Genomic DNA, 14,266 nt, shown 5'->3' on the forward strand with positions numbered 1-14,266 from the left:
GATAACAATGAGTGAAAGTATACGGACAGCGGCCAAAAAGCCTGAAGCAAGCAAGCATGTAAATTCGGTTTCCAAAGCGCGAAAAGTTGCTGTTTCTTCGTCTGTGAATTCCCCCGTTGACCAAATCTTTTTTCTCCAGAGAACCATCGGCAATCAGGCGGTTCAGAGATTGTTAAAAGGAGTCGGCGGACATATCCAGGCAAAGCTGAAAATCGGCCCGCCGAATGATATTTATGAGCAGGAGGCGGACAGGGTTGCGGAGCAAGTGATGCGAATGCCGGAAAAACAGCATATTGCATATAGCCCGCTTCGCTCTTTAGCTTATGGTCATTCATGCTCGGCTATAGGCAATAAGCCATATGCTATAAGCTATACGCCATACGCTACATCCATCCAAACAAAGCCCGGCTGGCCGTTTTCCAAAGGCCCCGCGTGCGGGGAAGAAGAAACATTACTCCAGACCAAAGGAGTTTCTGGCAATACTCCAGAAGTTACTCCCTCTGCTGAATCCCAAATCAACAGCATAAGGAGCGGCGGTCACTCTTTACCTGAGTCCGTTAGAGCTTTCTTTGAGCCGAGATTTGGACAGGATTTCAGTCAAGTACGAATCCACACTGATTCCAATGCCGGAGAATCTGCCAAAGCGGTCAATGCATTGGTTTATACGGTAGGACGGGATGTGGTGTTTAGTGGGGGGCAGTATTCACCGGAGACTGAATCCGGGAAAAAGCTGATTGCCCATGAACTTACACATGTAGTACAGCAGAAAGACAATCATTCACACCCTATTATCCGCCGTAAAAATGTACCGGCCGGTAAGGGTGAATTTGGAGTTATATCTACTCACGAATATCAAAATTCAGCCACCTTTAAGGACAAAGGGGAAATTTCGATCGAATCGAGAACAAATATAATTAAGACTTCCGAAGTTGTGCATGATAGGCAAACCCCAAAGGGCAGAGAGAAATTGCCTTATGAATTTATCCTGGAACACGAACGGCGCGTTGAGATACAAACCGTGTCTGGCGACAGAGCTGTGCTGATTATTAAGGCCAACAAATACTTGCCTTTCGATAAACTGAGTGCAAACCCGGACATTTCACCGAAAAAGGCGATTTCTTTATCCGGTGATTTTTGTAACGTCCGATGGTCGTTGGATGGGAAATACGGAACCGAAAAGTTCAAAGAAGAATTATTCAGGAGACACGGTATTATCGGGAGCCAGACGGTGGTAGGTGGAAAAACACTTGAAATATTTTTTGCGGCCGATTTCTATGAGAAGGAAATCCTTAAGCCAAAAAATCCGAGGGATCCCTGCTCATTGAAGGTGATAACCGAAAAAACCGGACCGGCATTTCTGCGTTTTAACCTTTCCGACCAGGAGCAATATGAACATATTGTTGGCTATCTGGCCGGACTACTGGATGAACGGTTGAGAAGCGAAGTTGATATAAGGAAAAAGCTTGAAGAGGAAAAGAAACGTAGAGGGGAAAAGGAGGAAGACATTCCAACTCCCCAATTAACCACAGCAATCGAAAAGGAAGCGGAATCGGCCCCTGAGGATTTAAAGACCATCACACTGCCGGGATGGCTTAAGGGGATTCTAATAGCTTTAGGTATTGCTCTAGCTGCCGTTGCAGCCGTAGCGGCTGTCTGTGCAATTATTGCGGGTGCGGCCGAGCTTGCAGTTGGAGCCGCATTTGCTACTGTCTTCTGGGCTGCTTTTAAAATTATCGGCACCGCAATATTAGTGGCCGGTTTTGTCAGGTCTTTAATTAACCGGTTTGGTGAATCAAAATTATCGGGTATAGGAGATTTCTTTAAGAAATTAGGCATTTCCATCCTCGATATTCTTAGCATTGGGGAATTCATTGAAAGTTTTACCGACCGCTCCCTTATAACAGGTAAGCCCCTCAACCTGAGTGAAGAAGACCGCTGGAAAAGAAGAACCTTTGGGGTTTTATCGATAATCGGTGCGCTTTTTGGAATACGTTCGTGGCTGAAAAAAGGCCCTCCTAAAGGTCCTGTTAGAGGAGGTGGAGCAGCGGCCGTGGAGGCCATGGTACAACGACAAATTGAAATCATTTTCGGTGAACTAGGCGGTCAAAAAACGGGATACAAAATTCGGCTTTGTGATGATGCGACGGTTATTGAAACGCCCACAGGTGGCGTGTATTATCCGGGAAAGGAAACCCGATTAGTTGGAGGGGCTGTGACGGATCCTACCAGAAAAACAATATGGGTTCATGAATCGGTGGTTACGCAGAATGGGGTCGTCAGAAAATGGGGCAGCGCTCTTAATCTTAAACAAGTGATTGCCCATGAATTAGGCCATGCCCAAACCGGGAGTTTTAGCTGTTCGGTAGCCTCAAGAACCGGCGCGAACCTTCCGGGACTTACTGCTGCGGAGAGAAAAGGCCTTCTTGATGATGCTGCGAATATAGAAACAAAATAAGGTGCGCGACCGGATAATTTGAATCTGCCTAAGGGTTACAAGCCGCCCAATCCCTAGGCATGAACAAGGGAGAGCTAAGAGAAAGACAGATGGGAGTGCGCTTTAGATTGCGAATTTTGCTAGACGTCGAAGGTAACTCCTTTCACAAAAATCGGGAGGATAGTACTTCATTCCTTTACAAAGTGGGATAGGGAACGTATAAAAATAAAAGATGAGTGAAAGGGCTAGAATAACGGCTAAAACGCCTGAGAAGATTTATGGTCGCATCTTAAATAATAAGTTTAATGGGTCCGGTCGAGAGTAAGTCTTGCTACATTTCAAAATGCTCAAAAACAAAGATTGAAATGAGGAGGTAAATGATGGTAATGAATATCTGGACAAAGAAGTATATGTTACGGCCGGTGGCGCACTGCAGAAGCGGATGTTTGTTAAGAGAGTAGTCCACCGCAAAGGCACAAAGGACGCAGAGAGAATAATGAAAAGTGAGAAAGATCATGTTCTGTTCTTAGCAAAAACCTTTGCGAACTTTGCGTCTCTGTGGTGAGCTAAACTGTTTCGAAGAAATTGTTGATCCATAGAAATCCTGTTAATCCTGTCTAAAAGAAAGGATAAAAGCTGAAAAATGGAATCATCAAATGGCAAATTAACGGAGTTCCTGTCAAAAATAAACGATGAACTCTCTTCGGGCCTCCTGTATATCCATACCCGTATTAATGATAATACAAAGAAGACCCTGGAATTGGAATTCGAATAAATAGGGACAGGACTATTTATGAAATGTCGATCAACATTAACAATAAAAACGCCTGAGGTTAAGAGAAATAATTCCTCTAAACATAATGAAATTTCTGCAGATACACAAAAAACGGAGGAGTAATGATGATGATGAAAATTACCCAGGACCATATTTCACTTGAGACGATGATGGGCGCCAATCTCGTCGCGGACGGCGTCTCATTTCGCGTATGGGCGCCCCGGGCGCAGGCGGTATATGTGAATGGCCGATTTGGCGCTACCGATCTGTGGAACAAGGCCGATGCGGATCTCCTCCTGCGGAAAGACGGCAATGGCTACTGGACCGGATTTCTCAGAGGAGCGCAGGAGGGCGATCAATACCTCTTTTATGTGGTGGGGGGCCCCGGACGGGAGAACTTCAAACGTGACCCATACGCACGTGAATTGACCACCCCCGACACACATCCCGGCACGTTAGCCTATCCGGCCTGCAACTGCATTATCCGAAGGTCGGATAGCTATAACTGGCGTGTAGGAGATTTCAGACCTCCGGCATTCAACGACCTTATCATCTACGAGCTGCATATTGGTACTTTTTTCGCCGTGGATCAAGCAGGTCGAGACCGCCGAGGAACGAGAGGGGGACAGTACCTGGATGTGGTTGACCGTGTGACGCACCTGAGAGACCTGGGGGTCAACGCGGTCGAGCTGTTGCCGATCCATGAATTCGCGAGCCCTATAAGCAGGGGATACGACGGTGTCGATCTGTTTTCGCCGGAGATGGATTACGCGGAAAGCAGCCCACAGGAGCTTCAGCACTATCTGGACAAGATCAACACGCTGCTGAGAGATCGTAACGCACAGGAACTGACGCTCGCTGAAATACGGACACAGGTGGATCAGCTGAAGGCGCTGATCGACGTCTGCCATCTCTACGGTCTGGCGGTCATCTTCGATGTGGTTTACAATCATGCGGGCGGCGCGGTGAAAGGCCAGACGGGCGGGCTGTGGTTCTTTGACGAAGCGCCCAGAGGTAATGACAACAACAGCCTCTATTTCATCGATAAAGAGCATGCCGGCGGCCCGGTCTTTGCCTTCTGGAATGAGGATGTGCAGGGCTTTCTGATCAATAACGCTAGGTTTTTCTTACAGGAGTATAAGGTCGACGGCCTGCGCTACGATCAGGTGACGGTGATTGACGAGCACGGAGGCTGGTTCTTTGCGCAGAGGCTTGCTGAAAAGGCGCGGGAGGTCGACACCAGGAGGCCACATATCTCAGAGTTCTGGCATACGGATCGCTTCAAGAGCGTGCTTGCTCCCCCCGCCGGACTGGGCTTCGACGCCAACTGGCACGACAGCTTGAGGGACGTAATCCGCGCTATGATCAGCCAGGCTGCGGGGGGCCGAAATGCGTCTGTACGGCTTAATGATCTGGCGGCGGCGCTTCGGAATCATCCCTCTGGTTTTCCGTTTCGTTGGCAAGTTGTGGAGTACCTTGAGAGCCATGACGCGGTGGATGTGGAGCATGACGACCGGAAGCCCCGTATTCCGGCGCTCGCTGATGCAACCAATGCTCGCTCATGGTTTGCGACAAGCCGCTCCCGGGTAGCGTCAGGTCTACTGATGACCTCGCCCGGCATTCCCATGCTCTTCATGGGACAGGAGTTCCTGGAGGACAAGTTCTGGACCGACAATGACGGGGCGCATCCCGGCCTTCTCATCTACTGGAAGGGGCTCGAGACCGAAAAGACGATGAAGGACTTCTTCCAGTTCATGAAAGAGATTGTCTGGCTCCGCCGAAAGCATCCGGCGCTCCGCAGCGAGGCGATCAATGTGTTCTATGTCCACGAGGTCGATCGCGTCATTGCCTTTCACCGATGGATAGAAGGGCGGGGGCGCGATGTTGTTGTAGTTTGCAGCCTGAATGAGTCGACTTTCTGGTCGTATAACCTGGGATTCCCGCAGGCCGGACAATGGCTTGAAGTCTTCAACAGCGATGTGTACGAGAATTGGGTCAATCCCTGGGTTGCGGGCAACGGAGGAAGCGTTTTTGCAGACGGTCCCGGCGTAAACAATCTGCCTGCATCCGCAACCGTTGTCCTTCCGGCAAACGGTGTGGTGGTATTTGCAAGGGATCCGGGCGACTGAGAAGTTTGTGCAGCAAAATTCGACATTTGAGAGGAATCGAGAGTCATATGGAATCTGTGGACAATATCTGGCAAATAATCTCTTCAATAGAGGATGACCTTTCATCTGGTCTTCTTTACACCCACTGTCGCATTAACGACAACACGAAGAAGGTCCTGGAGTCGAGTTCATTTCTCTATGCCCTGATCGAATTGCTCAGTGAGAAGGGACTGATCGCAACCGAGGAACTGGATGAACGGAAAAAGCAGATAGCCGAACGACTCGTACGAAAGTTTACAGAAAGCGGTATGGGCCTGATGTATCAGGACCCTGAGTATGATAAATATAGTTTTGAACACGAGGCCTGTATCGATTGCCAGAGCCGATTGGAAGTCTGCAAAGCGACCTGCTGCCAACTACCCTTTGCCCTGTCCAGGCAGGATGTTGAGGAGCGGATCGTACGCTGGGAATTTGGTAGGCCCTATCTGATCGCCCATGATACCGATGGCTACTGTGTTCACTTAGATAAGAAGACCTTTCAATGTACAGTCCATGAACGTCGTCCTGTACCCTGTCGCGGGTTTGATTGTAGAGACGATAAAAGATAGAAGGTGTGGGCGGATTATAATAGAAAAGTCCTGAATCCCGATTTAAATGAGCAGATTAACCAGAGTAATGAGAAGGCTTATACGGGGAAAATGTAATTAATTAGCCGCAGATTTTCGCAGATGGGCGCAGATTGTGAGGGTGTAAATATTAAAATTAAAGATAGTTGCGGGTTGCGGGGTACGGGTTGCGGGTTGCGAGTTCAAAAAAAGCGACAGCGACAATGAAAAGTTATAAAGAATTAGTGAAGATCGACCTCCAAAAGCGCCAACGCTTTTGGAGGCGGCTTATCCTAATCGTTCGGCCGCTTCCCTGAGAAACTGTTTCAAAGAGCAACTGATATTTATATATCCTTTGTGGCTTCTCTTCAGAGTCCAAGGGAAGAGGATTTTGGTCCAGGAGCGGAAAAGATGGCAGTTGGAGAATTTGTTGGACTACTGAATGTTATTGTCACAGTGTTCCTGGGCCTTGTGGGATTCTATCTTACTCATAGCTTCCGGCGTCAGGTCAAACAAAAAACCGCAGATGGTCGGATGAGGTCATATGCCGAGCTTTGGGAAATAACTGGAGTGGCTCGGTCTACAAGAATTAAAGAATGGCATGCAGAGGAACTAAAAGGACCCCTTACCCAAGATGAACGGATGAAGCTCTATGTGGCCCTCACAAAATGGTACTACGAAAATGGGAATGGTATGGTTCTTGGTGACAATACCAGGAGATTATATCTGACCGCGAAAGACAATCTTATTTGTCCAGATGAAGCCTTGAAACCTTCAAAGCTCTACGAGATATTGAAGAAGCTCTCTGATGAAAACCGTATCGAGAAACGAGGCCATCTCTCAATTCGTCAACTCTCCCTGCTTCGGGCTCGGATGCGGGCAGACTTAGAAGTCTATGGCGTTTTGTACTTTGGTGAACTATGAGACGAAGACAAAGTCTTTCTTGAATATTGTGGTGAGAATTGGCAAAAGAAACCTTGGAGTGGTCAGCAAGGCAGGGGTGGGAAATTGAGGTCACACCTTGATTAGAGGGGTGGGGAATGGGGTCAATTCTTTTAAAATGACAAAACAAAAAAATAAATACGGAAAAGAGAGAGTTTGTCATTATACAATGTGATCTTGTTGAAGAGGGAAGTGCGAAATGCCCTGAAGCATTGATCTATTGTATGCAAAGAAGATCATAAACAGAAATTTGAATTATTTGGTTAAGGAATGAAACAGAGAGGAGATAACAATGAGTGAAAGTATACGGACAGCGGCCAAAAAGCCCGAAGCAAGCAAGCATGTAAATTCGGTTTCCAAAGCGCGAAAAGTCGATGTTTCTCCGTCTATGAATTCTCCCGTTGACCAAGTTATATTTCTCCAAAGAATCATCGGCAATCAGGCGGTACAGAGATTATTCAAATCAGGCGTTATTCAGGCAAAGCTCAAAATCGGTCAGCCGAACGACATTTACGAGCAGGAAGCTGACCGCGTGGCGGAGCAAGTCATGAGGATGCCTGATAAACAGCATATTGCATATAGCCCGCTTCGCTTTACAGCTCATGGTCATTCATGCTCGGCTATAGGCAATAAGCCATATGCTATAAGCCATATGCCATACGCTACATCCATCCAAACAAAGCCTGGCTGACCCTTCTCACAGGGTCCCTCGTGTAGGGAAGAAGAACTTATTCAAGCAAAACCTCTTCCTTTCAAGATAACACCTTTGATTCAACGTCAAGTAGAGGAAAAGGGGGAACTACTTCAGACTAAAAGGCCTTCCAACAGCACATCTGGAGTTACCCCTGATATTGAAACGAACCTTAACGCCTTAAGGGGCAGCGGGCAGCCGTTGCCAGAGTCGGTACGCGCCTTCTTCGAGCCGCGTTTCGGCTATGACTTTAGCCAGGTTATGCTTCACACCGGTGCACGAGCGGCAAGCGTTGCGCAAGCCGTGAATGCGCGTGCCTTCACGGTGGGCAATAGCGTCGTGTTTGGGGCGGGGCAGTATGCACCGGGGCCGAGCGTGGGGCAACGGTTGCTTGCGCACGAATTGACTCATGTCATTCAGCAGCGGCAAGCCCGTCGCGACGGTCACCTCCAACGTACCTGCGGAAAGACCGCGATCGGCACGACCCCGCCAGCGGCCTGCACGCTTGTCTCGGATGAACCGAAGGGTGCCCGGTTCTTATTTAACGTTGATTGTGATGAATTCGCACTAGGTGAGAAGGATAGATTGGAGGAGGTTGCAACAAAAATCCCGTCTAACGCTACCATCGATGTGCTTGGCCTAGCGAGCTCGGATGGCGATCCTGCATTCAACGAGACCCTTTCGTGTCTCCGCGCCTCTGCCGGTGCGTCAGTCCTCCGGGAGAAAGGTCTTGGGCGTAACATCCGATCAGTGCGAGCCACAGGTGGCATAGGTTCGCCGGGTGATGCCACGCTTCGTGCCGTCGATATCCGCGTAGCGGAAGCTCCTCCCCCCGTAAGGCCGAAACCAACACCAGTTACTCAAGATATAAAGGTTGTTGTCAAAAGCTTCATTGCACCCATCGGGACGCGCATTGGCATCCCTGCCCCTTGTTTAACACTTTTGCCTTCGGCTGCTCTGGCTTGTCAACTTAGACTAGCTGGTCTAGCCAGAGTCACAGACGCTGCATTTAGCGAGAACCCACGAAATGATAAGAAGGATAAGGGTTATCGACTTTTTTCCGAACGCACGTTTACGGTGACATGTCAGGATGGCAGTTTAGTTCGCGTGGTATCCTCTGCACTGGACACCGATGCTGGTAAAGAAGGACCTCTCCAGCCGCCACCGCTGATAACATCAAGCATAATTGCCAGAAGAGTTGGGCCGAGCACCTTTGCGTTTGGCTGGTTTGCAAAAGGAAGACCTCATGCTGCAGCGGAACCCGCGTTTCAATTGGTTGCTCCCCGCACTTCAGTTTTCATCTGGCATACCATCGGTGGCGTTATAGACTGTAGTGGTCCACGTATCAGAGTTACTATTGGGCTGTCGGACAGCAGATTTCCAAGCGATCGCGTCTTTGTAAATAATCGGGTAGTTACCTCAAGCAGACAAGGCCTGTTCAGTGACCTTTGGACAGCGGATCCATCTGACCGTACTTTGGTTCGATAGAACGTATCAAGTATTAGTACTTGCGGAGACTCCGCTGCAAAGGATGGCAAAGGGGTCGCATCTTAAAAATTAGCGTGCCCAGGGAAGGGTACTGCTTTCTAACGGGTGAAAGACCCGTCATGGTAAAAGCCAGAGCCATGTAGCTTGGATGGCAGGGGGCGATGGAAACATTGCCTTCTGAAGCCCATCGACAAAGTCGGCGTAAGGCCGGTGAGCGAATATCCGGGTCGTAACTTACGCGAACGTAGATGTAGCCTCGGAAAAGTGTAACTCCATTGGTCGAGCCTGTTAATATTAGGTGAAGACAGAATTCTCTTACCAACATTGGCTAATAGCGAAAAGAACGATGGCGGGGTATCAGCGGCGACACGGATAGAAAGGAGCAGTAGCAACTGGGGAAACCCTCCTTGTCCCTGATAGAAATATCAGGAACGAAGGTAAGCCCTATAAGTCCCACGGCGAAATGGGCAGACAGACAAGAGGGTGACGGATGAGTCCGTATAGTAGTGGAGATGGCAAGGACAACACAACCTTGCCGGAGCGAAGGGACTCTGCTGTGTCTTAAAGCTTTCTATGGAGGTGTGGCAGGGAAGAATAGAAGGGATGAGGGTCGAAGGGATGAGGGTCAAATCTTTTAAAATGACAAAACAAAAAAATAAACACGGAATTTGCATCAAATTTTGTATTATTAAAGTTTTTGTTACTTCTGAGATTAAAATCAGGAAGGACCAAGAGGCCGTATATTAAATCTTAAGTTTAAAAGATGGATCGGTGTGAGGACAAGTCTTGCTACATTTCAAAACTGCTCAAAAAACAATGTGCTAAATAAGGAGGTAAATGATGGTAATGAATATCTGGAGAAAGAAGTATATGTTAAGGCCGGTGGCTCATTGCAGAAGCGGATGTTTGTTAAGAGAATAGTCCACCACAAAGGCACAAAGGACGCAGAGAGAATAATGAAAAGAGAGAAAGATCGTATTTTGTTCTTAGTAAGAATCTTTGCGAACTTTGCGTCTCTGCGGTATGCTAAAGTGTTTTGGAAGAGATTATTGATCTGTAGAAATCCTGCGAATCCTGTCTAAAAGAAAGGATAAAAGTTGAAAAATGGAATCATCAAATGGGAAATTAATGGAGTTCCTATCAAAAATAACCGAAGAACTCTCAGCGGGCCTCCTGTATACCCATATCCGCATCAACGATAATACAAAGAAGACCCTGGAATCCACATCTTTCCTTTACGCCCTGATTGAACTCCTCAATGAAAAAGGGTTGCTCTCAATTGAGGAACTGGATGAACGGAAAAAGCAGATAGCCGAACGACTCGTACGAAAGTTTACTGAAAGCGGTATGGGCCTGATGTATCAAGCCTCTGAATGTGATAAATATAGTTTTGAACATGAGGCGCGTGCCGATTGCCAGGGCAGGCTTGACATCTGTAAAGCGAACTGCTGCAAACTGCCCTTTGCCCTGTCCAGGCAGGATGTTGAGGAGAGGGTTGTCCGTTGGGAATTCGGCCGTCCCTATCTGATCGCCCATGATACCGATGGCTACTGTGTTCATTTAGATAAGGAGACCTTCCATTGTTCGGTTCATGAACATCGTCCTGTACCCTGTCGCGGGTTTGATTGTAAAGACGATAAAAGATGGAAGGTGTGGGCGGATTATAATAGAAAAGTCCTGAATCCCGATCTAAATGAGCAGATTAATCAGAGTAATCAGAAGGCTTATACTGGGAAAATGTAATTAATTAGACGCCGATTTTCACAGATGGGCGCAGATTGTGAGGGTGTAAATATTAAAATTAAAGATAGTTGCGGGTTGCGGGGTACGGGTTGCGGGTTGCGAGTTCAAAAAAAAGACAATGAAAAGTTATAAAGAATTAGTGAAGATTGACCTCCAAAAGCGCCAACACTTTTGGAGGCGGCTTATCCTAATCGTTCGGCCGCTTCGCTGAGAAACTGTTTCAAAGAGCAACTGATATTTATATATCCTTTGTGGCTTCTCTTCAGAGTCCAAGGGAAGAGGATTTTGGTCCAGGAGCGGAAAAGCGGCAAGTTCTCAGGGGAAAGAACCCCAAAACCATTCTCAATAAAGCTGCAAAGGTATTAAAATGTGATGTAAATGATTTTTTACAATCACCAAGGATAAGTGATTCAAATAAGTTTAATCGCGACTTATTGATCTATCTTTTATGGAGTACCGGATGGTATACGAATAAAGAAATTGGTGATTTGTTTAGCCTCGGTTATTCATCCATAAGCCGAAGGGTAACTATCATGAAATTAAAGCTATTCAAAGAGGATGAAATGAATAAAAGATTTGAGTGTTTATTCAGCGAACTTTCTTTGTTATAGTCTTGGTTTTAACACCAAATTAACCAATAGGAGACGTAAAAATGCCACTCAAGAACTACGGTGTAATGAAAGGGCGGGTGATCGACAGTCGCCCCGGAACCGGACCGAGTCCGCACTATCAGATCAACGTTGTGGCGGGAGCGACACAGTATCGCGTTGCCGTAAACGTCAAGTCGCAATTGGCGCCATCCGAGCTCCTGTACCTGATTGTAGAAGATTTTCGACATCCTCTCATGGTTGGCTTATCGGAGCTGAGTCACGGATTTTCCGAAATTCCGCGCCGACCAGGAGGAATTGCGCTGGATTTCATTCGCGGCAACCTATTTCATCGCACGCAGATGCGCCCTTTGCCGTATAGCGTGCCAGGCCCCGACAACGATCTCAACGAAAAGCTCGATGCCTATATTCAGCGTGCGATTGACGATGAAGACGCAACCGTCTACGCCTTCGGTGAACGTTGGGGACCCGAAAACAACCAGCGCGACCGGTATTTCGGTTTTTTGCCAGGAAACGGCATACATGATATTCACATGAATCAGGGTAACGTCGGTAGTTTCATTGAGCAGGACGGTGTGTGGCAGGACGGTGGGTTACTCTTGCATTTTCCTGCCATGATTGGGAGCGGCGGAGAATTGTTGTTCCCGGAGCAGTGGGTGGGGGTATTCCTGGCCTTCCAGTCGCAAGCATGGCATACGGACGATGTTACCGGTCATCGGCTCACGCCTGTCCCGCCGATTGAAGAGGAACCCGACGGGCGCATTCGTATTGTGGCGGCGATGGTTAACCCCAAGGGAGATGAGGTGGGTCGCGAACGGGTGACGCTGTTGAACACAACTCCAGATACGATTGACCTTAAGGACTGGTCAATTGCCGACAAGAATAAGCGTAAGACTATTCTTGCCGCCCAGGAGCTTAATCCCGGCGCCACTACGCTTGTCATGCTATCTGGCGAAGGCGCACAATTGTCGAATGCCGGCGGTATTATTACGTTGCTCGATAATCAAGGACTCAAGATCGACGGCGTTTCCTATACCAGGGAACAGGTGGCGCGGCAGGGTTGGACGATAGTCTTTTAGAGTGGTGGTTGGATACCATAGTGAGCACGTGCTGCGCGACTTATTGAGGATTTTGAGGGAAAACAAAGGTTACACACCCCTTGATCGTTCGACAGAGCGCTCACGACGAAGTCCTCTCTTTATAGAAGGGAAATTGGGACGGCAGATTCAGTGCAGGTGAATCCATTAAATGGAACTCGTGAAGTGTCTCGATCAAGAGAATAAGCTATGCCACAATTGTATGATGTACTATTGGATGATTTGAGGTCGAGTAAGAACAAGGTAAACCGCCTTCTTGGTGCGGGTCTCCTGTTTGCCCTCATTGCCCATTTCTATGTAGTGGAACCTTATTTTGAATACAAAAAGCAAGAGCCCAGATTAAAAAAATCATTAGACAATAAGAAAATACAGTTTGATCAATTATCAGGCCAGTCTGAGCGTATTACAAACCTGAGCCAAAATATCAAGACAAATCATGCTCATATTGAAAATAAAATAAAGGATTTTCCTCAACATCTGAGAGGAATATTGTCAGATCTCTGGAATGTCTTTCATTCTGAGTCATCTTCTAACACATCTAATCGATCAACACACATCCAGCAGTCAGCCTCTGTACAACAATCATTTATTATCCAGCAACCTATTGCTAATATGCCACCTAATGTACAGCAGTCTGGATCTATAAAGATTGGGGATTTTTTCTTGCCATCTGATATTACTACATTTAATGACGGTGTACACTGGTATATTGAGATGTGGTTTAATAATTTGCTCAATAACATTAGGGAAGAAATCGAGGAACCAATCAAGCAAGCAAAAATAACATCTGACATGGTTGGAGATATTGATTTGCAGAATATAACCCAGCAAGGAATTGAGGATATTCAAAAGTATATCGATAGAGTTGAAAAAGAAAACCCGAATTTTTGGCGTAATTATTCAGGCCCACGAGGTAAGTTAGATGTAGCCCAAGAACTTCAAAATGAAGTAAAAAAGTCATTTGGGTTGCTGGAAAATAAGATTAACATGCTTGTTGAAAGGCTAAAAGAGGCCGTAAGAGTGCAAAAAGAAGAATTGGATAAGATGAATAATGATATGACAAAATTGCAAGCTAGCAAAGATAAATTAGATTCCAGACTTAGTTCGCTTGAATCGCCGTTTGGACGGATTCCTGCTGATCTGCCAGATCTCATCAAGTTATTTCCTATCCTTATGGTAGGCTTGATGGTGACTGTTACGACTGCTCTTCAAAAGAGCAATGGTTTGTACACCTCACTCTGGGAGGAATTTACAAAGAATAATAGCAAGGCTGATTATCGGGTTTTTTGGCAACATGCTGATTGCTGGTATCTGCCTCCGTATTCAAGTATTTTTCAGCCCTTCGTATTGGGATTCTGCGTAGTTATCATTATAGGTATCTTCATACGTGCTTCTTTACTCATTATCGAAGAACCTGATTTATTTAAACCACTGACCGGCAACGAAGTTGATGTTATGAGGAGGAATATATTCATAGGCGCTTATATATTTGGAGCTTTGATAATAGTTGGTTGCTTGTGGTTTATTGGTAAGATATTTATAAGAGATAATCGTTCACACAGAGTATAAAGAAAAATTGTAATTATGGAGGAGAATTATGATAATCAACATTTGGTTGAAAAAGTATATGTTGAGACCTGTGGTTCATTGTAGAAGCGGGTGCTTGTCAAAATAATAGTTCACCGCAAAGGCGCAGCGCACGCAGAGAAAAACCCAGAGCATGAGAAACTGAGAAGAGGAGAATTGACAATTTTATTTTTACAACTTCGCAATTG

Annotated in this window: 10 protein-coding genes; all 10 read left to right on the forward strand. The window is 46.7% G+C overall.

Going from position 1 to position 14,266, the window contains the following annotated elements:
* Positions 1-7 precede the first annotated feature (7 nt).
* The 10 genes from E3K36_11810 to E3K36_11855 all read left to right on the forward strand — a co-directional run bounded on the left by E3K36_11810 (position 8) and on the right by E3K36_11855 (position 14,060).
* Complete coding sequence (locus E3K36_11810; GenBank protein ID MCF6155911.1) at positions 8-2,455, forward strand: DUF4157 domain-containing protein; 2,448 nt, start codon at positions 8-10, stop codon at positions 2,453-2,455.
* Positions 2,456-3,340: 885 nt separating this feature from the next.
* Positions 3,341-5,338, forward strand: coding sequence for a 1,4-alpha-glucan branching protein (locus E3K36_11815; GenBank protein MCF6155912.1), 1,998 nt, complete (start codon positions 3,341-3,343; stop codon positions 5,336-5,338).
* A gap of 47 nt (positions 5,339-5,385) precedes the next feature.
* Entirely contained in the window at positions 5,386-5,925 is a 540-nt protein-coding gene (locus tag E3K36_11820) for a YkgJ family cysteine cluster protein (protein MCF6155913.1), read from the forward strand.
* 408 nt (positions 5,926-6,333) lie between these two features.
* The gene (locus E3K36_11825) at positions 6,334-6,846 is read left to right on the forward strand and encodes a hypothetical protein (GenBank protein MCF6155914.1); all 513 of its coding nucleotides are present in this window, start codon (positions 6,334-6,336) and stop codon (positions 6,844-6,846) included.
* Between the two features lie 310 nt (positions 6,847-7,156).
* Entirely contained in the window at positions 7,157-7,555 is a 399-nt protein-coding gene (locus E3K36_11830; protein ID MCF6155915.1) for a hypothetical protein, read from the forward strand.
* A 39-nt stretch (positions 7,556-7,594) separates the two neighbouring features.
* The gene (locus E3K36_11835; protein MCF6155916.1) at positions 7,595-9,043 is read left to right on the forward strand and encodes a DUF4157 domain-containing protein; all 1,449 of its coding nucleotides are present in this window, start codon (positions 7,595-7,597) and stop codon (positions 9,041-9,043) included.
* A 1,128-nt stretch (positions 9,044-10,171) separates the two neighbouring features.
* A complete protein-coding gene (locus tag E3K36_11840; GenBank protein MCF6155917.1) occupies positions 10,172-10,786 on the forward strand; it encodes a YkgJ family cysteine cluster protein in 615 nt (204 codons plus the stop codon).
* A gap of 251 nt (positions 10,787-11,037) precedes the next feature.
* Positions 11,038-11,397 carry a hypothetical protein gene (locus E3K36_11845; GenBank protein MCF6155918.1) on the forward strand — a complete coding sequence of 120 codons (360 nt, stop codon included), beginning with the start codon at positions 11,038-11,040 and terminating at the stop codon, positions 11,395-11,397.
* A 41-nt stretch (positions 11,398-11,438) separates the two neighbouring features.
* Complete coding sequence (locus E3K36_11850; GenBank protein ID MCF6155919.1) at positions 11,439-12,473, forward strand: DUF2278 family protein; 1,035 nt, start codon at positions 11,439-11,441, stop codon at positions 12,471-12,473.
* 207 nt (positions 12,474-12,680) lie between these two features.
* Positions 12,681-14,060, forward strand: coding sequence for a hypothetical protein (locus E3K36_11855; protein ID MCF6155920.1), 1,380 nt, complete (start codon positions 12,681-12,683; stop codon positions 14,058-14,060).
* Positions 14,061-14,266: the final 206 nt, after the last annotated feature.

It is taken from the genome of Candidatus Brocadia sp. (assembly GCA_021646415.1).
Lineage (GTDB): Bacteria > Planctomycetota > Brocadiia > Brocadiales > Brocadiaceae > Brocadia.